Annotated in this window: 20 protein-coding genes; 10 read left to right on the top strand and 10 right to left on the bottom strand. The window is 73.0% G+C overall.

The genetic code is table 11. The features are described from left to right. The first annotated feature begins 272 nt into the window (after positions 1–272). From ACF1AG_RS12150 to folE, 5 genes are all read left to right on the top strand, one after another. Complete coding sequence (locus tag ACF1AG_RS12150) at positions 273–1,406, top strand: zinc-dependent metalloprotease (protein WP_078492963.1); 1,134 nt, start codon at positions 273–275, stop codon at positions 1,404–1,406. A gap of 193 nt (positions 1,407–1,599) precedes the next feature. Next, on the top strand, positions 1,600–2,628 hold the full coding sequence (gene tilS, locus ACF1AG_RS12145; protein WP_359607826.1) for a tRNA lysidine(34) synthetase TilS: 1,029 nt from the start codon (positions 1,600–1,602) through the stop codon (positions 2,626–2,628). A gap of 66 nt (positions 2,629–2,694) precedes the next feature. Next, on the top strand, positions 2,695–3,255 hold the full coding sequence (gene hpt, locus ACF1AG_RS12140; protein ID WP_145829365.1) for a hypoxanthine phosphoribosyltransferase: 561 nt from the start codon (positions 2,695–2,697) through the stop codon (positions 3,253–3,255). Positions 3,256–3,443: 188 nt separating this feature from the next. Continuing rightward, positions 3,444–5,483 (top strand): ATP-dependent zinc metalloprotease FtsH, encoded by a 2,040-nt coding sequence (gene ftsH / locus ACF1AG_RS12135; RefSeq protein ID WP_033274921.1) that lies wholly within the window; start codon positions 3,444–3,446, stop codon positions 5,481–5,483. A gap of 141 nt (positions 5,484–5,624) precedes the next feature. Then, positions 5,625–6,230, top strand: coding sequence for a GTP cyclohydrolase I FolE (folE, locus tag ACF1AG_RS12130; protein WP_359607834.1), 606 nt, complete (start codon positions 5,625–5,627; stop codon positions 6,228–6,230). 69 nt (positions 6,231–6,299) lie between these two features. Here the strand turns inward: folE and ACF1AG_RS12125 are convergent, their stop codons facing one another. The 5 genes from ACF1AG_RS12125 to folP all read right to left on the bottom strand — a co-directional run bounded on the left by ACF1AG_RS12125 (position 6,300) and on the right by folP (position 9,459). Then, complete coding sequence (locus tag ACF1AG_RS12125; protein ID WP_359607836.1) at positions 6,300–6,788, bottom strand: DUF3180 domain-containing protein; 489 nt, start codon at positions 6,786–6,788, stop codon at positions 6,300–6,302. A gap of 61 nt (positions 6,789–6,849) precedes the next feature. Continuing rightward, positions 6,850–7,461 (bottom strand): 2-amino-4-hydroxy-6-hydroxymethyldihydropteridine diphosphokinase, encoded by a 612-nt coding sequence (gene folK / locus ACF1AG_RS12120; RefSeq protein ID WP_359607838.1) that lies wholly within the window; start codon positions 7,459–7,461, stop codon positions 6,850–6,852. Further along, positions 7,458–7,817, bottom strand: a complete 360-nt coding sequence (folB, locus tag ACF1AG_RS12115; RefSeq protein WP_359607840.1) for a dihydroneopterin aldolase — start codon at positions 7,815–7,817, stop codon at positions 7,458–7,460. The genes folK and folB overlap by 4 nt, the downstream gene beginning before the upstream one ends. Before the next feature lie 227 nt (positions 7,818–8,044). Then, positions 8,045–8,554, bottom strand: coding sequence for a nuclear transport factor 2 family protein (locus ACF1AG_RS12110; RefSeq protein ID WP_189897438.1), 510 nt, complete (start codon positions 8,552–8,554; stop codon positions 8,045–8,047). Beyond that, positions 8,551–9,459, bottom strand: coding sequence for a dihydropteroate synthase (folP, locus tag ACF1AG_RS12105; protein WP_359607842.1), 909 nt, complete (start codon positions 9,457–9,459; stop codon positions 8,551–8,553). The genes ACF1AG_RS12110 and folP overlap by 4 nt, the downstream gene beginning before the upstream one ends. A gap of 550 nt (positions 9,460–10,009) precedes the next feature. On the opposite strand from folP, the gene ACF1AG_RS12100 reads away from it, so the two are divergent. Continuing rightward, positions 10,010–11,320 (top strand): hypothetical protein, encoded by a 1,311-nt coding sequence (locus ACF1AG_RS12100; RefSeq protein WP_387795761.1) that lies wholly within the window; start codon positions 10,010–10,012, stop codon positions 11,318–11,320. A 62-nt stretch (positions 11,321–11,382) separates the two neighbouring features. Here ACF1AG_RS12100 and ACF1AG_RS12095 read toward each other — a convergent pair whose 3' ends face one another. Together ACF1AG_RS12095 and ACF1AG_RS12090 are read right to left on the bottom strand one after the other, a co-directional pair. Further along, positions 11,383–12,717 (bottom strand): PH domain-containing protein, encoded by a 1,335-nt coding sequence (locus ACF1AG_RS12095; RefSeq protein ID WP_359607009.1) that lies wholly within the window; start codon positions 12,715–12,717, stop codon positions 11,383–11,385. After that, positions 12,714–13,283, bottom strand: a complete 570-nt coding sequence (locus ACF1AG_RS12090) for a PH domain-containing protein (RefSeq protein WP_359607007.1) — start codon at positions 13,281–13,283, stop codon at positions 12,714–12,716. The genes ACF1AG_RS12095 and ACF1AG_RS12090 overlap by 4 nt, the downstream gene beginning before the upstream one ends. 31 nt (positions 13,284–13,314) lie before the next feature. On the opposite strand from ACF1AG_RS12090, the gene ACF1AG_RS12085 reads away from it, so the two are divergent. Continuing rightward, positions 13,315–14,466, top strand: coding sequence for an NADH-quinone oxidoreductase subunit D (locus ACF1AG_RS12085; RefSeq protein ID WP_359607005.1), 1,152 nt, complete (start codon positions 13,315–13,317; stop codon positions 14,464–14,466). 3 nt (positions 14,467–14,469) lie between these two features. Here ACF1AG_RS12085 and ACF1AG_RS12080 read toward each other — a convergent pair whose 3' ends face one another. Next, positions 14,470–15,489 carry an SAM-dependent methyltransferase gene (locus tag ACF1AG_RS12080; RefSeq protein WP_391809692.1) on the bottom strand — a complete coding sequence of 340 codons (1,020 nt, stop codon included), beginning with the start codon at positions 15,487–15,489 and terminating at the stop codon, positions 14,470–14,472. Between the two features lie 150 nt (positions 15,490–15,639). On the opposite strand from ACF1AG_RS12080, the gene ACF1AG_RS12075 reads away from it, so the two are divergent. The 3 genes from ACF1AG_RS12075 (at position 15,640) to ACF1AG_RS12065 (ending at position 18,242) form a co-directional block, all read left to right on the top strand. Further along, positions 15,640–16,842: a sensor histidine kinase gene (locus ACF1AG_RS12075; protein WP_359607001.1), complete on the top strand. Its 1,203-nt coding sequence runs from the start codon at positions 15,640–15,642 to the stop codon at positions 16,840–16,842. 81 nt (positions 16,843–16,923) lie between these two features. Next, positions 16,924–17,595 (top strand): response regulator transcription factor, encoded by a 672-nt coding sequence (locus ACF1AG_RS12070; protein ID WP_359606999.1) that lies wholly within the window; start codon positions 16,924–16,926, stop codon positions 17,593–17,595. Between the two features lie 32 nt (positions 17,596–17,627). After that, positions 17,628–18,242 (top strand): AAA family ATPase, encoded by a 615-nt coding sequence (locus ACF1AG_RS12065; RefSeq protein ID WP_359606997.1) that lies wholly within the window; start codon positions 17,628–17,630, stop codon positions 18,240–18,242. A gap of 18 nt (positions 18,243–18,260) precedes the next feature. Here the strand turns inward: ACF1AG_RS12065 and ACF1AG_RS12060 are convergent, their stop codons facing one another. Further along, positions 18,261–19,367, bottom strand: a complete 1,107-nt coding sequence (locus ACF1AG_RS12060; protein WP_359606995.1) for a DUF5937 family protein — start codon at positions 19,365–19,367, stop codon at positions 18,261–18,263. Positions 19,368–19,420: 53 nt separating this feature from the next. After that, positions 19,421–20,635, bottom strand: coding sequence for a beta-eliminating lyase-related protein (locus ACF1AG_RS12055; protein ID WP_359607011.1), 1,215 nt, complete (start codon positions 20,633–20,635; stop codon positions 19,421–19,423). Between the last annotated feature and the right edge of the window lie 4 nt (positions 20,636–20,639).

Genomic DNA, 20,639 nt, shown 5'->3' with positions numbered 1-20,639 from the left:
CGACAACGCCCCTCCGCAGCGTGGCTGCACTCAGGGCGCCTGGACGTGAGGCGTCCTGCCCTCCCGTCTTCGGGGGCTCCGCCCCCGGACCCCCGTTCGCGCAGTTCCCCGCGCCCCTGAGGGTGCAGTTCCCCGCGCCCCTGAGGGCGCAGCCCTCGCGCCCCAGAGCGTGAAGTGCCGCGTCCCTGGGCGTGCCCCCGGGCACCCCCCCCCGGCAGGGGCGCCGCTGTGAGGATCTGCCCGTTTCCCCACCCCTCACGTACCGTTGACACATGACGAGCATCGGTGGTGCTGCCTCATCCGGCATGGTCGACTGGAACCTCGCGGTCGCGACCGCGACCAGGCTCATGCGGCCGGGCCCCGACGTGAGCCGGGACGAGGCCCGCGCCGTCGTCGCGGAGCTCCGCCGCCACGCGCGGTCCGCGGAGGAACACGTCCGCGGCTTCACGAACCTCGGCACGCCCGAGACCCATGACACGCCCCTCCTGGTGGTGGACCGCCCCGGCTGGGTGCGGGCCAACGTCGCCGGCTTCCGCGAGCTGCTGAAACCCCTGCTCGACAAGATGCAGGAACGACGCGGCACGAGCCCCGGCAACGTGATGATGGGCGCCGTCGGCGGCAAGGTCACCGGCGTGGAGCTGGGCATGCTCCTGTCGTTCCTGGCCTCCCGCGTCCTCGGCCAGTACGAGACGTTCGCCCCTGCCACCCGGGACCTCCCGGCCGGGGCCAACGGCGGCGGTCGGCTGCTGCTGGTCGCCCCCAACATCGTCCACGTGGAGCGCGAACTCGACGTGGAGCCGCACGACTTCCGGCTGTGGGTGACGCTCCACGAGGAGACGCACCGCACCCAGTTCACGGCCGTGCCCTGGCTGCGGGACCACCTCGAGGGCGAGATCCAGGCGTTCCTCGCGGAGACCGACGTCGACCCGACGACCGTGCTGGAGCGGGTGCGCGAGGCCGCGCAGTCGCTGGTCGGCGGGCGGCCCGAGGGCGAGGAGGGCGACGAGGGGCGCTCCCTCGTGGAGATCGTGCAGACCCCTGCCCAGCGGGAGATCCTCGGTCGGCTCACCGCCGTGATGTCGCTGTTGGAGGGTCACGCCGACTACGTCATGGACGGCGTGGGCCCCGAGGTCGTGCCGAGCGTCGCGGAGATCCGCGAGAAGTTCCAGCAGCGCCGCGCCAAGGGCGCCTCCCGCCTGGACATGGCGCTGCGCAAGCTGCTCGGCCTGGACGCCAAGCTCCGGCAGTACCGCGACGGCGAGCGCTTCGTCCGCGCGGTCGTCGACGAGGTCGGCATGGAGGGCTTCAACCGCGTGTGGACGTCGCCGAACACCCTCCCCACCAAGGCGGAGATCGGCAAACCGGCGGACTGGATCACACGGGTGCACCGCAAACCGGAGGCGTAGGCACCGCGCCCCGTCGCACAGGCCGTCAGGGCGACGGCAGACGGACGCCCCGCCAATCACCCGTCCGAGGGACCGTGGGCCCCGGGCAGGCGTGCAATGCTCGGGGAACGGCCCGGTTCTGTCACCATCTACACACTCTGCGTGACCGACCCCCGGGTTCACCCCCCCGGACATCATCAGAAGGGAACCGGACATGGGTCCCCATCCTGCGGTCGCGGCGATACGCCTGGCGGTCCGCCGCGTCCTGAACGACATCCTCGCCGAACACGGCCGGACGCCCGGCCGCCTCACGCCCGACGAGCGGTCCTCCTCCCCGCTCGTGCTCGTGGCCTGCTCCGGCGGCGCCGACTCCATGGCGCTCGCCTCCGCCCTCGCCTTCGAAGCCCCCCGCGCCGGCCTGCGCGCCGGCGGCGTCACCGTCGACCACGGCCTCCAGACAGGCTCCGACCTGCGCGCCGCCGAGGTCGCCTCCCGGCTGCGCGAACTCGGCCTGGACCCCGTCGAGTCGGTCGCCGTCACCGTCGGCCGCGAAGGAGGCCCCGAGGCCGCCGCCCGGGACGCCCGCTACGCCGCCCTCGACGCCGCCGCCGAGCGCCGTCGCGCCGCCGCCGTCCTGCTCGGCCACACCCGCGACGACCAGGCCGAGACGGTGCTGCTCGGCCTCGCCCGGGGCTCCGGCATCCGTTCCCTGTCCGGCATGGCCGCGGTCTCGGGGGCCGACGGCCGTTACCGGCGCCCCTTCCTCCAGCTCGACCGGCAGACCGCCCGCAAGGCCTGCATGGTCCAGTCCCTGCCCGTCTGGGACGACCCGCACAACACCGACCCCGCGTTCACCCGCTCCCGGCTGCGCCAGGAGGGTCTGCCCGCCCTGGAGAAGGCGCTCGGCAAGGGCGTCGTGGAGGCCCTCGCCCGTACGGCCCAGCTCTCCCGTGACGATGCCGACGCCCTGGACGCCTGGGCCGGCAGGGCCGCGGACGGCGTCCGTGACGACGACGGCCGCCTGGAGTGCGCCGCGCTGCACGACCTGCCGCCCGCCGTGCGACGCCGGGTGCTGCGCCGGGCCGCCATCGAGGCCGGCGCACCGGCCGGTTCGCTGTTCGCCCGCCACATCGAGGAGGTCGACCGGCTGATCACCGGCTGGCGCGGCCAGGGAGCCATCAATCTCCCCGGCCGGGTCGTCGCCCGCCGGCAGGGTGGCAGACTGGTGATTCGGCAGGGCTGAATCCGGACCCCACCGACCGCCAGGTCGCGGGGCGGACCGGACCGGCCGGTGGGACGACCGAAAGTGATGCGGGTGGACGCGAACGACATGGGTGCCGACCTCGAGAAGGTGCTCATCACCAAGGAAGAGATCGACGCCAAGCTGGCTGAGCTGGCGGCGAAGATCGACGCGGAGTACGCGGGCAAGGACCTGCTGATCGTCGGCGTGCTCAAGGGCGCGGTGATGGTGATGGCCGACCTCGCCAGGGCGCTGTCCACCCCCGTCACGATGGACTGGATGGCCGTGTCCTCGTACGGGGCGGGCACGCAGTCCTCGGGCGTGGTGCGGATCCTCAAGGACCTCGACACGGACATCAAGGGCCGCCACGTCCTCATCGTCGAGGACATCATCGACTCCGGACTGACCCTGTCCTGGCTGATCTCGAACCTCGGCTCGCGCGAGCCCGCCTCCCTCAAGGTGTGCACGCTGCTGCGCAAGCCCGAGGCCGCCAAGGTCGCCATTGACGTCGAATGGGTGGGTTTCGACATTCCCAACGAGTTCGTCGTGGGCTACGGCCTGGACTACGCCGAGAAGTACCGAAACCTGCCGTTCGTCGGGACGCTCGCGCCCCACGTCTACGGCGGGTGAACCGCGGCGGCCCCGGCCGCCGTACGTGATCGGGAACCCCGGCGGGCTCCGCGGCGTTGGAGCATGCGTGGACGCCATTGCCGGCTGTCCCTCGCAGCGTCGGGGGCCGATGCTGGGGTACCGTCCGAAGAACAGCCTTTATCAAACTCACTATGGCAGGAGGGACGGGGCGGCACCGCTCCGTATGGATGGACGTGAAGCGATACTTCCGTGGGCCGGTCATGTGGATCGTGCTGGCCGTCCTTGCCGTGGTCGTGTTGATGCAGGTCGTCGGCTCGTCCGGCGGCTACAAGACGGTGGACACGGGCCAGGTCGTCCAGGCGATCAATGAGAACAAGGTCGAGTCGGCCAAGCTGACCACCGGCGACGAGCAGACCATCAAGGTCCAGCTCAAGGACGGCCAGAAGGTCGAGGACAGCTCGAAGATCCAGGCGAGCTACATCGGCGACCAGGGCGTCACCATCGCCAGCACGCTGCAGGACAAATTCCAGAACAAGCAGATCCCTGACGGCTACACGGTTTCGCCGTCGAAGCAGAACCCCTTCGTGAGCATTCTGCTGTCCCTGCTTCCCTTCGTCCTCATCGTGGTCGTCTTCCTGTTCCTGATGAATCAGATGCAGGGCGGCGGCTCCCGTGTCATGAACTTCGGGAAGTCCAAGGCGAAGCTCATCACCAAGGACACCCCGAAGACGACGTTCTCCGACGTCGCGGGCTCCGAGGAGGCCGTCGAGGAGCTCCACGAGATCAAGGAGTTCCTGCAGGAGCCGGCGAAGTTCCAGGCCGTCGGCGCCAAGATCCCCAAGGGCGTGCTGCTGTACGGCCCGCCCGGCACCGGCAAGACCCTGCTCGCGCGCGCCGTCGCGGGTGAGGCGGGCGTCCCGTTCTACTCGATCTCGGGTTCCGACTTCGTCGAGATGTTCGTCGGTGTCGGCGCCTCCCGCGTCCGTGACCTCTTCGAGCAGGCCAAGGCGAACGCCCCGGCGATCGTCTTCGTCGACGAGATCGACGCGGTCGGCCGTCACCGCGGCGCCGGCCTCGGCGGCGGTCACGACGAGCGCGAGCAGACGCTGAACCAGCTGCTCGTCGAGATGGACGGCTTCGACGTGAAGGGCGGCGTGATCCTCATCGCCGCGACGAACCGCCCGGACATCCTCGACCCGGCGCTGCTGCGTCCCGGCCGCTTCGACCGCCAGATCGCGGTGGACCGCCCGGACATGCAGGGCCGCCTCGAGATCCTCAAGGTGCACCAGAAGGGCAAGCCGGTCGCCCCGGACGTCGACCTCGGCGCCGTGGCCCGCCGCACGCCCGGCATGACCGGTGCCGACCTGGCCAACGTGCTGAACGAGGCCGCGCTGCTCACCGCGCGCAGCGACCAGAAGCTGATCGACAACAAGATGCTCGACGAGGCGATCGACCGCGTCGTCGCGGGCCCGCAGAAGCGGACCCGGATCATGTCCGACAAGGAGAAGAAGATCACCGCGTACCACGAGGGCGGACACGCCCTGGTCGCGGCGGCCTCACCGAACTCCGACCCGGTCCACAAGATCACCATCCTGTCGAGAGGCCGCGCCCTCGGCTACACCATGGTCCTGCCGGACGAGGACAAGTACTCCACCACGCGCAACGAGATGCTGGACCAGCTGGCGTACATGCTGGGCGGCCGCGCGGCGGAGGAGCTGGTCTTCCACGACCCGACCACCGGTGCCGCCAACGACATCGAGAAGGCCACGGGCCTGGCCCGCGCGATGGTCACGCAGTACGGCATGACCGAGCGGCTCGGCGCCATCAAGTTCGGCGGCGACAACACCGAGCCCTTCCTCGGCCGTGAGATGACTCACCAGCGCGACTACTCGGAAGAGGTCGCCGCGCTGGTCGACGAAGAGGTCAAGAAGCTCATCGAGACCGCGCACAACGAGGCGTGGGAGATCCTCGTCGAGAACCGCGACGTCCTCGACAACCTGGTCCTGGCCCTCCTGGAGAAGGAGACGCTGGGCAAGGAGGAGATCGCCGAGATCTTCGCGCCGATCGTGAAGCGCCCGCCCAGGCCCGCCTGGACCGGCTCCTCGCGCCGTACGCCGTCCACCCGCCCGCCGGTCCTCTCCCCCAAGGAGCTGGCCCTGACGAACGGGGCGAACGGCGCCACGCCGGCCATCTCCACCACGAAGAGCGCCACGACGGACCCCGCCCCGCAGCCGGAGCGGACCCCGGAGGAGCGCCCCGAGAGCTGACACGACGCCTTCGGAGCCCCTCAGGGCCCGGAATGGATGCCGCGCCCCCCAGGTTCTAGCCTGGGGGGCGCGGCATTTGCGTAACCCGCAGTTCGAGACGCGTGCCCCTCACGCGTGCAGGCATCAGGAACGAGGCACCCCATGACCGACCCCGTGACGCTGGACGGCATAGCCCCCGTCGGTGAGTTCGACGAGAAGCGGGCGCAGAACGCCGTGCGCGAGCTGCTGATCGCGGTGGGCGAGGACCCGGACCGTGAGGGCCTGCAGGAGACGCCGGCGAGGGTGGCGCGGGCCTACCGGGAGATCTTCGCGGGGCTGTGGCAGAAGCCGGAGGACGTCCTGACGACGACGTTCGACATCGGCCACGACGAGATGGTGCTGGTCAAGGACATCGAGGTGTACTCGACTTGTGAGCATCATCTGGTGCCGTTCCGGGGCGTGGCGCACGTCGGGTACATCCCGTCGACCAGCGGGAAGATCACGGGCCTTTCCAAGCTGGCCCGCCTGGTGGACGTCTACGCGCGGCGCCCGCAGGTGCAGGAGCGGCTCACCACGCAGATCGCGGACTCCCTGATGGACATCCTGGAGCCGCGCGGAGTCATCGTGGTCGTGGAGTGCGAGCACATGTGCATGTCGATGCGGGGCATCCGCAAGCCCGGCGCCAAGACGATCACCTCGGCGGTGCGGGGCCAACTGCGGGACGCGGCGACCCGCAACGAGGCGATGAGCCTGATCATGGCGCGCTGACGCCGGACAGACGGAAACGGAAAGGGCACGGTCCGGGTGGACCGTGCCCCCTTTCGCGTGCGGGACGTCTCAGCTCGCCGGGGCCGTGCCCGGGTGGTCGTCGTCCTCGTCCTCCGGGAGCTTGCAGACGTGCTCAAGCCACTTGGCGGCCGCTATCACGGCGATGCCCGCCACCACGGAGAATCCGGCGTAGATGGCCTGGTCGCGGCGGGCGGGGATGTCCAGGGAGCCCAGCAGCACGACGAACGTGCCGCCGTAGAGGCCGGCGACGAGGGCCGCCACCAGGGCGCTGGCCTGCCCGAAGACCACCGCGCGGGCCGCCTGCAGCGGGTCGACGCCCTTGGCCTCCGGACGGCGCTCGCGCTGCGCCTTGAGGCGGGCGCGCAGGGAGAGCGCGGTGGCCGCGAGGACCGTGGCGATCAGGGCGAGCACGATCGGCGCGGCCACGGGGACGCTCGGGAGGGTCCCCAGCGAGTTCCACAGGCGGGCGCCGGCCCAGGACAGGACACCGGCGACGACGAAGACGCCGGCCAGCACCCTGATGCGCAGCTCTTTCACGGTGTCCCTTCGCGTTCCCCCGGCCGGTGGCCCGGGCTGTGGCCGTCCTCGACCTTAACGGCTACTCGGGCAGCCGGAGTTCCAGGTCGGCGCGCGGCGTGACCCCGTCCCGGGTGACCGCGTCCAGCAGCTCGGCCACCGGACCGCGTCCGGGAAGCTCGGCGGCGGGGTCGACGTCCAGCCAGGGGGCGAGCACGAAGGCGCGCTCGTGGGCCCGCGGGTGCGGCAGGGTGAGCTGCGGGTCCTCGGAGTGCAGTTCGGCGTAGGAGACGATGTCGACGTCCAGGGTGCGGGGGCCCCAGCGCTCGTCCCGTACGCGGTGGAACGCCTCCTCGACCGCCTGGGCGCGCTCCAGCAGGGAGGACGGCGGCAGGGTGGTCCTCAGGACGACGACCGCGTTGAAGTAGGACGGCTGGCTGCCGGGCTCGACGCCCCAGGGCTCCGTCTCGTACACGGGGGAGACCGCCTTGACCCGGATGCCCGGGGTGTCCTCCAGGGCGTCCACGGCCCCCTGGAGGGTCTCCAGACGGTTGCCGAGGTTGGCGCCGAGGGACACCACGGCCCGTTTCGGGTTCTGCAAGGTGGTGTCGGCGGCGTCCACCTGCTCGACCACGGAGGCGGGGACGGGCTGGACGGTCGGGTCGGTGTGGCCCGTGGTGGTCGGCCTGGTCATGCGCGGCTCCGGGTGATGGTGACGGTCACGTCGTCGAAGGGCACGGTGATCGGCGCGTCCGGCTTGTGGACGCACACCTCGACCTCCTGCACGACGTCGTGCTTCAGGCAGACCTGGGCGATGCGCTCGGCGAGGGTCTCGACGAGGTTGACGGGCTCGCCCTCGACGACGGCCACCACCTCCTCGGCCACGATGCCGTAGTGCACGGTCTTCGTCAGGTCGTCGTCGGCTGCGGCCGGGCGGGTGTCCAGGCTGAGGACGAGGTCCACGAGGAAGGTCTGGCCCTCCTCGCGCTCCTTCGGGAACACACCGTGGTGCCCGCGGGCCTTGAGGCCGCTCAGCGCGACACGATCCACGCGAATCACTCCTGCTGTCGTCGGTCCGGCCGGTCGGTGCCCTGTGCGGACGGCACACCGGTCCGCTCTCGAATCTACCCGCGGCGGGCGCCGGCCCCTGCGGTGCGGGGTGGCGGCCGCCGGACGGGCTCCTACGGCCGTTCCGTCCGTCTGCCCAGCGTGAACGGGGTGCTCACGGGCCGGAAGGGGCGGGGGCCTCGGGTCGGGTGAGTTCCGCCACGTGCCGGTCAGGGCGGGGTCGGGGTGTCGTCGTCCTCGTCGTCGTCCTCCTCGGCGAGGACCGGGGAGGCGTGGTGGGACCAGAGCTTCCAGCCGGAAGGGGTGCGCCGGTACACGTTGGTGGCGACGACGAGCTGCCCGACCAGCGGCCCCAGCTCCTCGCCCTCCTCGGGGGCGGGCCCCCCGCTGAGGATGTTCTCGGTGCAGGTCACCACGGCCGTGTCCCCGGTGACGGAGACGTGGACGTCGGTGAGGAAGAACTGGATGTAGTCGGTGTTCGCCATGATCAGCGCGTACGAGCGGAGCACCTCGCCGCGCCCGGTGAGCACCGGCCAGCCGGGGTGCACGCAGGAGACGACGCCCGCGTCGGCGGGGTCGTGGTACTCCTCGTCGACGCCGAGGTCGGCGGGGGTGAGCCAGGCCGAGGCGACCTCCTCGAAGTCGCCCCGCTCCAGTGCCTCGTAGAAGGCGGTGTTGGCGGCCTCGACCTGCTCGACGTCGGTGTGGGGTGCGGTCACCGTGCTCCTTCCGCACCGTGCTCGGAGGACGTGGGGTGGTCGTCGGGGCGTGCCCCTTCTATCGCGCGGACCACGCGTACGGCGTCGGCGCTGGCCCGGACCTCGTGCACGCGCACCGCCCAGGCGCCGGCCCGGGCCGACAGCGCGGAGACGGCGACGGTGGCCGCGTCGCGTTCGCGGGCGGGCGGGGGAGGGGCGTCGGGGCCCGCGAGCACCCGGCCGAGGAACCGCTTGCGGGACGCGGCGACGAGCAGGGGGTGGCCGAGGCCCAGCAGGCGGTCCAGACGGGCGAGCAGAGCGAGGTCGTGCTCGGCGTCCTTGGAGAAGCCGAGCCCGGGGTCGACGATCACGCGGTCGGCGGCGATGCCGCCCTCCAGGACGGCCTCCACGCGCGCGTGGAGCTCGTCGGCGACCTCGGCGACGACGTCCTCGTACACGCCCCGGACGTTGCCGCCCTCCAGGAAGCCGCGCCAGTGCATGACGACGAACGGGGCTCCGGCGGCGGCGACGACGCCGATCATGGCCGGGTCGGCGAGGCCGCCGCTGACGTCGTTGACCAGGGCGGCGCCGGCCGCGAGCGACTGCTCGGCGACGGAGGCGCGCATGGTGTCGACGGAGACGGTGACGCCCTCCGCGGCGAGTCCGCGGACCACCGGGATGACGCGCCTGAGCTCTTCGTCCTCGTCGACGCGGGTGGCGCCGGGGCGGGTGGACTCGCCGCCGACGTCCACCAGGTCGGCGCCCTGTGCGACCAGGTCGAGGCCGTGCTTGACGGCCGTGGAGGTGTCGAACCAGCGTCCGCCGTCGGAGAAGGAGTCGGGGGTGACGTTCACGACTCCCATGACCGCGCACCGGTCCCAGTGGGGGAGGCCCGCGACCTGACGGCGTCCGCTGTGAGTGCTCATATGTTCAGCGTAGGCCCAGGGAGGGTGCCCGGTGCCCCACGGGCCCGCCGCGCGGGAAACACCGCGCGCGGACATTGGCGGCACCTTTCGGACCGCATTGCCGTGTGGGGGGACGCGCGGAAGACGGGGGAGATCGGGAAAGGGGCTGAAACGGGGGCCCGGTGGTTCGGGGAGAAGCGGATCTCCGCCGGGAAGACGCGCCCCGCGGGGGGCGGATGCGGGAGAGGCGCCGAAACGGATCGGGAGGGGCGGGACGGAAGCGCACCGGCGGGGGAATCGGAGCCCGGGGCGGGGCCGGGGCACGGGGGTGGCGGCGGGTGGCAGCGGCGTCGGGCCGTGGTGTCCCGCCGGAGGCCGGGACAGGGACTAACCGGAATGCGTGGAGGGCGAGTTGCCCGCCGGCCGGAAGCCAAAAAGGATCTTGACGAAAATTCAGTGACCCGCTTTCACGCGTGGCCCGGATCGCTGACGGCCTGTGAAACATTGCGTGTGGCTTTCTTTTTGCGGGGCGGGCCACCATCATTCGCCTACGCGCGGTAAGTTTCTGGCCATGCCACGTGGACGTCACCGTCATTCCCCGCCTCTGCACAGGATGCTGCCCCCGTCGGCGATCGCAGGGGTGTCCGTCGTCTGCGCCCTGGCGCCGTGGGTGTTCACCCAACCGGTGGTGCTCCGTCTCCTGGCCGCGGCCGCCGCGGTCACGGCGATCGTGGGCGCCGTCGTGATGCGCCACTGGGACGCCCAGGCGGGCAAACGCGTCGCCGACCTCGCGCGCGCGCGGGCGAGCGACGAGTGGCGTTTCGAGGAGCGGGTCGCCGAACTCGAGTCGGACCTCGAGGAGTCGCGTGAGCTGCGCATGAAGCTGGAGCAGCGGCTGCGCGCCAAGCGCGCGGAACTGGCGGGGCTGCGCAACGAGCACGCCGCGCTGCTGCGCCGGTACGCGGCGGCCGAGGCGGAGCGTGCGAACGTCCTCGAGGAACGCCGGGTGCTGGAGATCGAGGCGGCCGTCCCGGCGCGCGCCCTGCCCGCGGGCGCGTCCGCGGCGCCCGAGCCGGAGCCGCGGCCGACGGCCCCCGAGGTGACGGCGGACGCGGAGCGGACGGAGGTCGCCGGGCAGGAGGAGAAGCAGGTCGGGAAGACCTCCGGCGTCTTCTCCCCGGAGGGTTCGAAGCTGTACCTGAAGGCCGACGCGGCACTGGCGCGGTTCGCGGCGAAGCCGGGGACCGACGCGCGGGCCGACGCGGAGACCGGAGGCGAGGCGGACTCCGACGCGCCGGAGGAGACGGCCGCGCGGCCGTCCGTGCCGGCCGCGCGCAGGGAGAGCGCCCCCGGAGCGGCGAAGGCCGGGGACGCCCCGAAGAGCCCCGCCGTGAGAACCACCGCTCCCCAGGGCGGCGGCACCCCCGAGGACGACGGGCCCGAGCCGACGAAGCGGCCCAAGCCCGACCCGGCGCAGGAGGACGAGGCCGGGGGGCAGCCCCGGGCGGCCGGCGACCATGAGCGCGCGGCCGCCCCCACCGCCTCCGCCGCCCCGGCCGCGCACCGGCCCGCCGGGCACTTCACGGTGCCGACCGCGGTGGCGGTCGTCCCGGCGACGCAGCCCGTGCGGCGGCCGGTGCAGGACGACGGGTTCGACTTCTTCGGCACCAAGAACGCCCGGCGCGAGGCGTTGGACGCCGTGCAGAACGAGGACCTCGCCGACGTCGTCGGCCAGGAGGCGCTCGCGCTGCACAAGGCGGAGGCCGAGGGGCGGTACAAGCCGGCCACCGAGGAGCCGCGCGCCGGTCAGGTCATCGACCTGACGGCCCACGACGAGACCGAGCACATCGATGTCCAGGGACTGCGCAGCGCGGTGTCCTGAACCGGCAGCCGTCGTGCGAGAGGGCCCCGCCCAGGCGGGGCCCTCTCGCGTGTCCGAGCCGGTCAGGCCATCCAGCGGTCCGGCAGGGCGTCCCTGCGTCCGGTGCGGGACCGTTCCGCCTGGGCGTGCAGCAGGGCCGCGGCCTCCCCGGCGGGGCGCAGACGGGCGGTCACGGTGCCGTTGGCGCCGGTGTCCACGTGGACGTCGGCGACCCCGTGGGCCCGCTGCCAGGGTCCCTGGGCGAGCCGTACGCTCTGCACCTTGGCGTGCGGCACCAGTGAGAGGCTGCGCCGCAGCAGGCCGTGCCGGGAGGCGAACACCGCGTCCGTGACGGCGAGCCCGTGGCCCCGCCACCACACCGGGACGCACCACCGCGCGCCGCGCGGCGGTCGGGAGAACGCCTCGGGCGGGGGCACGGTCACCCCGGGCAGGACGCGTTCGACGACCGACTCGGCCATCGCGCGCGGGGCCACCGGCAGCAGCAGTGAGTTGGACGACCCGGCCACGTCCAGCTCCACGCGTACCCAGCCGCGCCTGCGCCACAGCAGCGGCTCGACCAGCCGCACGGTCTGCACCCGGCCCGGCGGCACCGTCTCGTGCGCCCGGTCCAGCAGCCCGTGGTCGATGCGGAGGCCGTCGGGCGACTCGCCCAGCGTCCAGTCGTACTCGGCGACGAAGCGGCCCACGCTGCTCGCGCCCGCCGCGCCGAGCATCGGGATGCCGGCCGCGAGCACCGTCCACAGGCTGTGGGTGGCCGTCCACAGCAGCGGCAGGGCGACGGCTGCGACCAGCAGCCAGACCCACGTCGCCGCGGTCAGCAGCAGCGAGACGGCCAGCACGCCCGGCGGCACCCGCAGCATCTGCTGGGACGGCGCCTCGCCCACCTCGTGGGCGGTCTCCGGGGCGAAGCCCGCCGCCCGAGCCAGCAGCTCCGCGCGCAGCGCCCGCGCCTCGCCGGCCCCGAGGAAGGCCAGTTCGTCCTTCTTGTCGGCGCCTATGACGTCGAGTTTGAGCTTCGCCACGCCCGCGACGCGCGCCAGCAGCGGCTGGGTGACGTCGATGGCCTGGATCCGCTCGAGGCGGATGTGCGCGGTGCGCCGGAACAGCAGCCCGGTCCGCACCCGCAGCTCGCTGTCGGTCACCGCGAAGTGGGTGAACCACCAGCTCAGGAACCCGTAGAGGGCGGCGGCCGGGATGAGCACGCCGAGCCCGACCAGCAGCGTGGTCGTGGTGAGCCGGGTGAGCTGGCGCTGCGCGCCGTCGGGGTCGTGCACCGCCCAGCCCATCAGGACGGCCACCGGCGCCCACGCCCGCCGCAGCGGCGTGACGGGGTGCAGCCGCCGCTCGACGACGGGTGGCCGGCCGGTCACGTCCTCCTGGACGCCGGGCGCGGTCACAGCCCCGCCGACCGGGCCTCGCCCAGCTCCGTGAGCCGGTCGCGCAGCCGTTCCGCCTCGGCCGGATCGAGTCCGGGGATGGTCGCGTCGGTGGCCGCGGCGGCGGTGTGCAGCTGCACGCTGGCCAGCCCGAAGTGCCGCTCGACGGGCCCGGAGGTGACTTCCACGAGCTGCATCCGCCCGTACGGCACGACCGTCTCCTCGTGCCACAGCACGCCGCGGCTGATCAGCAGGTCGTCGGCGCGCTCGGCGTACCTCCAGGAGCGCCAGTTGCGCTCCAGCATCACCCAGCCCCACAGCAGCAGGGCCAGCGGCAGCACCGCGAAGGCGCCCCAGGCGGGCCCGGCCAGCAGGCCCGGCACCAGCGCGGTGGCCAGGGTCAGCAGCCCCAGCCACACCACCAGCAGCAGCCGCCGCATCGTCAGCAGCCCGGGCGGCAGCGCGTGCCAGACCGGCTCCTTACCGCCGTCCGGCGCCGTGCCCGTCGCCGGTACGTCCGCCGTCGCCGGCGTGGGCGTCCCCGGCGCGTCCGCTGTTCCCGTGTCGTGCGGGCTCCCCGTCTCCATGGGGCCAGCGTACGTACGACAGACTGTGTCCATGACTCCTACGACGGAGACCATGGTCGGAATCGGCGGCGCGGCGGAGAGCACCGACATGGTGCTCAACATCGGTCCGCAGCACCCGTCCACGCACGGAGTGCTGCGGCTGAAGCTGGTGCTGGACGGCGAGCGGATCGTCCACGCGGAGCCCGTGATCGGCTACATGCACCGGGGCGCGGAGAAGCTGTTCGAGGCCCGCGACTACCGCCAGATCGTCATGCTGGCCAACCGGCACGACTGGCTGTCGGCGTTCTCCAACGAGCTGGGCGTGGTCCTCGCCGTGGAGCGGATGCTCGGCATGGAGGTCCCCGAGCGCGCGGTGTGGCTGCGCACGCTGCTCGCCGAGCTGAACCGGGTGCTCAACCACCTGATGTTCCTCGGCTCCTATCCGCTGGAGCTCGGCGGCATCACGCCGATTTTCTACGCCTTCACCGAGCGCGAGAAGCTCCAGCACGTCATGGAGGAGGTCTCCGGCGGGCGCATGCACTACATGTTCAACCGTGTCGGCGGCCTCAAGGAGGACCTCCCGGCCGGCTGGACGGGACGCGCGCGTGCCGCGGTCGCCGACGTGCGTTCGCGCATGGACCGCTTCGACGACCTGGTGCTCGGCAACGAGATCTTCCGCGGCCGCACCCGCGGCGTCGGCGCGCTGTCGGCGGAGGCGGTGCACGCGTACGGGGTGAGCGGGCCGATCGGGCGCGCCTCGGGCGTCGACTTCGACCTGCGCCGCGACGAGCCGTACCTGGCCTACGGCGAGCTGGGCGACGTCCTGAAGGTGGTCACCCGTGAGGAGGGCGACTGCCTCGCCCGCTTCGAGTGCCTGCTGGAGCAGACGCACAACTCCCTGGACCTGGCGGACTCCTGCCTCGACCGGCTGGCGGAGCTGCCGCCCGGCCCGGTCAACCAGCGGCTCCCCAAGGTGCTCAAGGCGCCCGAGGGCCACACGTACGCGTGGACCGAGAACCCGCTCGGCATCAACGGCTACTACCTGGTCAGCAAGGGCGAGAAGACGCCGTACCGGCTGAAGCTGCGCTCGGCGTCGTACAACAACATCCAGGCGCTGACCGAGCTGCTGCCGGGCACGCTGGTCGCGGACATGGTGGCGATCCTGGGGTCGCTGTTCTTCGTCGTCGGCGACATCGACAAGTAGCCCTCAGCCGGTGAGGACGTCCCCGACGCCCACCGGCTGCACCAGCCACCCGAAGTCGCCGAGGCCGCCCGGCGCGGTCAGCTCCGCGGCCTCCCCGGCGGCGGCGAGGGCGCGGACGTAGCCGGCCGGGTCGCCGCTCGCCAGGGACAGCGGGGGGCGTCCGCCCGTGACGCCCAGGGTGCGCAGGGCGTCCCGCTGGGTCAGCAGGCGTGCGCCCGGCAGGGCGGGGGCGGCGGCGCACGCGTCCAGCGCCACGTGCGCCGTGAGGTCGCGGGAGCCGTCCGGCACCGGTGCCGTCTCCCGGCCCTCCAGGAACGCGGTCAGCGTCCCGAACGGCGGGCGCGCGCCGGCGGTGTGCGCGTAGTCCACGGCGACGGCGGCGCCGCGTTCCAGCGTCCCCACGGCCGCCGTCCAGGCCCGGTCCCGGGGCAGTCCGATCTCCGCGCGCAGGCCCTCCTCGGGCGGCAGCGGCCACCACCGGTCCAGCCAGTCCGCGTCGGGACCGGCGACCGGCTCCCCGAGCCGCTCGGTCCCGTCCGCCCGCACCAGCACGTACCGGGAGGCGCCGGACGCGTCCACCTCGGCGACGTCCACCGGTACGTTGTCCAGCCACTCGTTGGCGAACAGCAGCCCCGTGACGCCCTCCGGCGGCTCGCCCCGCCACACGATGCGGTCGTCCAGGCCCGGGGGGCGCGCGGCCAGCTCGACGGCGTACGGGCGCACCCGGGCCGAGACGTCCGCGGGGAGCGCCCCCAGCACGCCGGTGACCAGTTCGCCCCGTCCGGCCGCCATGTCCACGAAGTCCAGCCCGGACGGGCGGCCCAGCGCCTCGTCGACCCGGCACAGCAGCCGCGCCACCGCGCGCGCGTACAGCGGGGAGGCGTGGACGGACGTCCGGAAGTGGGCGGCCGGGCCCGCGCCGGTCCGGCGGTAGAAGCCGTACGGGCCGTACAGGGCCTCCCGGGCCGCCTCCCGCCAGCCGCGGAAACCGTCCGCCCCCGCCCCCCGGGTCCCCGCCGTCACCGCTTCCCCGCGTCCGCCGTCGCCGTCCTCACCGGGCCAGGCTACGTGCGCGAACCGGACGGTCCTCCACCTTGGGGAGTACACGTGGCGGGCGGGGATCGACCCTTCGGTTGACCCCTGCACGCATTTTGCTTCCCTACGCTGGGTTACGTGCAGCGCCTCTATGACTTCCTCCGCAGGCACCCGACGTGGGTCGACGGCTTCTGGGCCGTGATCCTGTTCGGGATCTCGGTGCTCGGCGGAGCGACCGTGGAGGAGGGCCGGGGCACCGAGCTGCCCGCTCTGACCGTGCCGGTGATGTTCCTGCTGGCCGTGGTGGTGGCGCTGCGCCGCCGGATGCCGGAGCGGATGCTGGTCCTCGCCCTGGTCGTGGGTCTCGGCCAGCTGATCCTCGACGTGCCCACGGCGCCCGCCGACTTCGCCCTGCTGGTGATCGTCTACACGGTCGCGGCCGTGGGCGCCCGCTGGGCCTCCCGCCTGGCACTGACCGCCGGTCTGTGCGCCGCCCCGCTCGCGCAGCTGCGCTGGCCCAGCCCGCAGGCGAGCACGGCCGAGAACGTGGCCCTCTCGGTCATCCTGGCCGTGCCGTTCGCCCTCGCCTGGGTGCTCGGCGACTCCATACGCACCCGCCGCGCCTACTTCGCGCAGCTGGAGGAGCGGGCCGCCCGGCTGGAGAAGGAGCGCGAGGCGCAGGCCAAGGTCGCGGTCGCCGCCGAACGCGCGCGCATAGCCCGTGAGCTGCACGACGTCGTCGCGCACAACGTGTCGGTCATGGTGGTGCAGGCCGACGGCGCCGCCTACGTCCTCGACGCGGCGCCCGACCAGGCCAGGAAGGCCCTGGAGACCATCTCCACCACCGGCCGGCAGGCCCTCGCCGAGATGCGCCGCCTGCTGGGCGTGCTGCGCACCGGCGAGCACCAGGAGGCCGGGGAGTACGTGCCGCAGCCGGGGCTCCAGCAGATCGAGGACCTCGTCGAGCAGTGCCGGGAGTCCGGGCTGCCCGTGGACTTCAAGGTCGAGGGCACCTCGCGCGAACTGCCCCGCGGCGTCGAGCTGACCGCCTACCGGATCGTGCAGGAGGCGCTGACCAACACCCGCAAGCACGGCGGCCCCAACGCGGGCGCCAGCGTGCGCCTGGTCTACTTCGACGACGGTCTCGGCCTGCATGTGGAGGACGACGGCAAGGGCGCCCCGCACGAGCTGTACGAGGAGGGCGGCTTCGACGGCCAGGGGCACGGCCTGATCGGCATGCGCGAGCGGGTCGGCATGGTGGGCGGAACACTGGACGCCGGACCACGGCCGGGCGGAGGATTCCGCATCAGCGCGCTGCTGCCGCTCAAACCGGCGCATTGACCCACACGCACGCCCTCTGTTGACACCTGTCACGCCCCCGCGGCACCCGACGACCGAGACGACCGAACGGAAGAGGCCCCGATGACGATCCGCGTGATGCTCGTCGACGATCAGGTGCTGCTGCGCACCGGTTTCCGGATGGTGCTCGCCGCCCAGCCGGACATGGAGGTCGTCGCGGAGGCGGGCAACGGCGTGGAGGCCCTGGAGGTGCTGCGGACCGCCTCCGTCGACGTGGTCCTCATGGACGTCCGCATGCCGAAGCTGGACGGCGTGGAGGCCACCCGCCGGATCTGCGCGGACGCCGACCCGCCGAAGGTGCTCATCCTGACCACCTTCGACCTCGACGAGTACGCCTTCTCCGGGCTGAAGGCGGGCGCGTCCGGCTTCATGCTCAAGGACGTGCCTCCCGGCGAACTGCTCACCGCGATCCGCGCCGTGCACAGCGGTGACGCCGTGGTGGCCCCCTCCACCACCCGCCGGCTCCTCGACCGGTTCGCGCCGATGCTGCCCAGCAGCGGCAAGCAGCCCGCGCACAAGGAGCTGGAGCGGCTCACCGAGCGTGAGCGCGAGGTCATGGTGCTGGTCGCGCAGGGCCTGTCCAACGGGGAGATCGCGTCGCGGCTGGTGCTGTCCGAGGCGACCGTCAAGACGCACGTGGGCCGCATCCTCACCAAGCTGGGGCTGCGCGACCGCGTCCAGGTGGTCGTCCTCGCCTACGAGACGGGCCTGGTGCGGGCCGGCGGACACGGCTGAGCGGCACCCCGGCCCCCGGTAGGGTGCCGCGCATGCTCCTGTGGATCAACGGCCCCTTCGGGGGCGGCAAGACACAGACCGCACACGAGATACGCCGTCGCCTGCCGGGCAGCGTCGTCTGCGACCCCGAGGAGCCCGGCTTCGGCCTCCATCGCATGCTGCCGCGTGAACTGCGCGGCGACTTCCAGGATCTGAAGGCCTGGCGGCGGGGGGTCGTGGAGGTCCTCGACCTCACCCTGACCCGGCGCGAGGGCGTGGTGATCGCGCCGATGACCGTCACCGACCCCGGACACTTCGCCGAGACCGTGGGCCGCCTGCGTGAACTGGGCCACGACGTACGGCACTTCACGCTCCTCGCGGAGCGGGAGACGGTGCTGCGGCGGCTGCGGAAGCGCGGGCTCGGGCATCTGACCGGCGGCGGGCTGCGCCGGGAGAGCTGGGCGGTCGGGCGGCTCGACCACTGCCTGGAACGGCTGACGGAGCCGGAATTCGCCGAGCACCTGTGGACCGACCACAGCACCGTGCCGAAGACGGCCGACCGGATCGCCGTCCTCGCCGGCCTCACCCTGCGCCCCAATCACGAGGGCCGGCTGCGCACCCGGCTCCGCCAGGCGGGCGTGGGGCTGCGGCACATCCGCCTCGGCTGAACACCGGGGCGTGCGCGCTCACCGCAGGATGCCCTCCAGGAAGTCGCTGCCCAGACGGGCCACGACCGTGACGTCCAGCTGGTGCAGGACGTACCGGCCGCGGCGGCGGGTGGTGATCAGGCCCGCCCTCTTCAGCACGCCCAGGTGCCGGGAGATCTCCGGCGCGGTCATGCCGTGCACCTGCGCCAGCTCACTGGTGGTGTACGCGCTGCGGGCGAGGTGGCGGCTCATGCGCATCCGCACCGGGTGGGACAGCGCGGTCATCCGCAGGGCGAGCTGCTCGACCGTCGGCGGGGCGGCCAGTTCCGGGGATCCCACCGGGTAGTGCAGCACCGGCTGCCAGCCGTGCCGGTGCAGCACCATCAGATGCGGCCAGCCGAGGCTGGTGGGGATCAGCAGCAGCCCGCCGTCACCGGTCGCGGTGCGGCCGTCACCCAGCTTGTCGACGGTGATCCGGCCCGCCGCCTCGTCCAGCGTCACGGCGGACGACACCGACGTCAGCGCCTCACCCGGCCCCTTGTGCCGCAGCAGGTCCGTCTTGAGGCGGGCGTCCGCGGCGAGCTGGTGCCGCAGCCGGGACCACGCCTCCGCGAAGAACGCCTCGTCGCAGTCCTGGAGGAACTGCCGCAGCCACGCCCGGGTCCGCGGCGGGTCGGCCAGCAGCCGCTCGGTGAACAGCAGTTGCCGCGGCCCCCGCGCGGCGGCCAGCTCCAGCGAGCGGCGGCGCAGCCCCTCGTCGGAGAGCGGGCCGTGCCCCGGCACGTCGTAGGGGAGCGCGCAGGTGAACTCCAGGGCGCCGTCCACGAACTGCTCGTCCGACAGCTTGTCCAGCAGGTCCAGCTCCTCGGCGAGCGTGCCCCCGGGCAGCGCCGCGCGGCCCGGGACGCCGGCGCACGCCAGGAACAGGTCGGAGAACGTCGTCCGCCACAGGAAGTCCGCCTCGCACATGCGGTCCGCGAGATGCGGGTCCAGCCGTGCGGTCACCGCCGTCACCCAGGCCTGGAGGCCGGGGTGGTGGGCCGGCTCGGACAGCGCGTGCAGCGCCATGCCCAGCTCGGCCAGCGGAGAGATCACGACGGCGATCCGCTCCGGCCGCAGCCCGGTGATGTCGATGTGCACGCCCATGCCCACATGGTGCACCCGGCCACCGACACCGGGGCCCCGCTCGACGGCGGACGTCAATCGGGGCGACGGCTCGAGGGCTGTGCGCCGGTCAGGCGGCGGGCGAAGTCCGTGGCCGCCTCGCGGACGTCGTCGGCCGTCCACTCCAGGGCGGCGGCGCGGACGTGGACCTCGGTGAAGGCCAGGCCGGGCCCCTTCGGGTCCCAGTGGTTCGCGAACAGCATCGTCCCGGTCTCCTCACCCGCCCGGATCGCGGTCTCCGCCACGACCTCCGTCTCGTACGGCAGCCACACCTGGAAGTCGTGGGTGTGCGGCACCTCGGGGTGCACCCGGAAGAAGGGCAGCCCTCCCGCCTCCAGGCCCTCGCGCAGGCCGGCGGCCACCACGCGCGCGTGGCGCACGTACTCCGGCAGGCGGGGCAGCTCCCGGTCGAGTCCGATCAACGCGGACAGGGCGGTGGGGAACTGCTGGAACACCGCGCCGCCGTACCGGTGCCGCCAGGTCTTCGCCTCCTCGATCAGCGAGGCGGGCCCGGCGAGGGCCGCGCCGCCGTAGGCGTCGAGGGACTTGTAGAAGGACACGTAGACGCTGTCCGCGAGGCCCGCGATCACCTCCAGGGACTTCCCGAAGTGCTCGGTGCACTCCCACAGCCGCGCTCCGTCGAGGTGGACGACCGCGTCGCGTTCCCGCGCGGCCTCCGCCACCTCGGTCAGCTCGTCCCACGTGGGCAGCACGAACCCGGCGTCACGGAGCGGCAGTTCCAGCATCAGCGCCCCGAAGGGCTCCGGGAAGTCGCGGACCTCCTCGGCGGTGGGCAGCCGGGGCTCGTTCGCGAAGAGCACCGGTCGCAGGCCGCTGACCTGGCTGAACGCATTCCGCTCGTGTACCTCCGGGTGGCTCAGCGGGTGCAGCGCCACCGCCGGGTCGCGTGTGCGCCCCGCCCAGCAGCGCAGGGCCACCTGCTGCGCCATCGTGCCGGTCGGGAAGAAGGCCGCGGCCTCCGTGCCGAGCAGGTCCGCCACCCGCCGCTCCAGGGCCTCGACGACCCCGTTGCCGTAGATGTCCGCGGTCTCGTCGAGGTCGTAGGCGTCACCCGCCGCCTCCAGCAGCCTCAACCGTTCCCTGAGCGGGGAGAGGAAGCCGAGGCGCGCCAGCACGCGCGGGGCGTTGCGCCAGGCCGCGATGCGTCGTTCACGCGGTGTGGGCTCGGCGGCCTCCTCCGCGGTCGGTCCGGTGCCGTCGTCCGCCGTGTCAGTCATGCCCGCGATCATGCCC

Source organism: Streptomyces sp. NPDC014764, assembly GCF_043082785.1.
In the GTDB taxonomy this organism is placed as follows: Bacteria; Actinomycetota; Actinomycetes; order Streptomycetales; family Streptomycetaceae; genus Streptomyces; species Streptomyces althioticus.
This window is presented reverse-complemented; position numbering and strand designations above follow the sequence as displayed.

Excerpts from the sequence above, each read along its gene's own strand:
- ACF1AG_RS12150 (WP_078492963.1), top strand. The coding sequence starts at position 273 with ATGACGAGCATCGGTGGTGCTGCCTCATCCGGCATGGTCGACTGGAAC.
- tilS (WP_359607826.1), top strand. The coding sequence starts at position 1,600 with ATGGGTCCCCATCCTGCGGTCGCGGCGATACGCCTGGCGGTCCGCCGC.
- hpt (WP_145829365.1), top strand. The coding sequence starts at position 2,695 with ATGCGGGTGGACGCGAACGACATGGGTGCCGACCTCGAGAAGGTGCTC.
- ftsH (WP_033274921.1), top strand. The coding sequence starts at position 3,444 with ATGGACGTGAAGCGATACTTCCGTGGGCCGGTCATGTGGATCGTGCTG.
- folE (WP_359607834.1), top strand. The coding sequence starts at position 5,625 with ATGACCGACCCCGTGACGCTGGACGGCATAGCCCCCGTCGGTGAGTTC.
- folK (WP_359607838.1), bottom strand. The coding sequence starts at position 7,461 with ATGACCAGGCCGACCACCACGGGCCACACCGACCCGACCGTCCAGCCC.
- folP (WP_359607842.1), bottom strand. The coding sequence starts at position 9,459 with ATGAGCACTCACAGCGGACGCCGTCAGGTCGCGGGCCTCCCCCACTGG.
- ACF1AG_RS12100 (WP_387795761.1), top strand. The coding sequence starts at position 10,010 with ATGCCACGTGGACGTCACCGTCATTCCCCGCCTCTGCACAGGATGCTG.
- ACF1AG_RS12090 (WP_359607007.1), bottom strand. The coding sequence starts at position 13,283 with ATGGAGACGGGGAGCCCGCACGACACGGGAACAGCGGACGCGCCGGGG.
- ACF1AG_RS12085 (WP_359607005.1), top strand. The coding sequence starts at position 13,315 with ATGACTCCTACGACGGAGACCATGGTCGGAATCGGCGGCGCGGCGGAG.
- ACF1AG_RS12070 (WP_359606999.1), top strand. The coding sequence starts at position 16,924 with ATGACGATCCGCGTGATGCTCGTCGACGATCAGGTGCTGCTGCGCACC.
- ACF1AG_RS12065 (WP_359606997.1), top strand. The coding sequence starts at position 17,628 with ATGCTCCTGTGGATCAACGGCCCCTTCGGGGGCGGCAAGACACAGACC.
- ACF1AG_RS12060 (WP_359606995.1), bottom strand. The coding sequence starts at position 19,367 with ATGGGCGTGCACATCGACATCACCGGGCTGCGGCCGGAGCGGATCGCC.
- ACF1AG_RS12055 (WP_359607011.1), bottom strand. The coding sequence starts at position 20,635 with ATGATCGCGGGCATGACTGACACGGCGGACGACGGCACCGGACCGACC.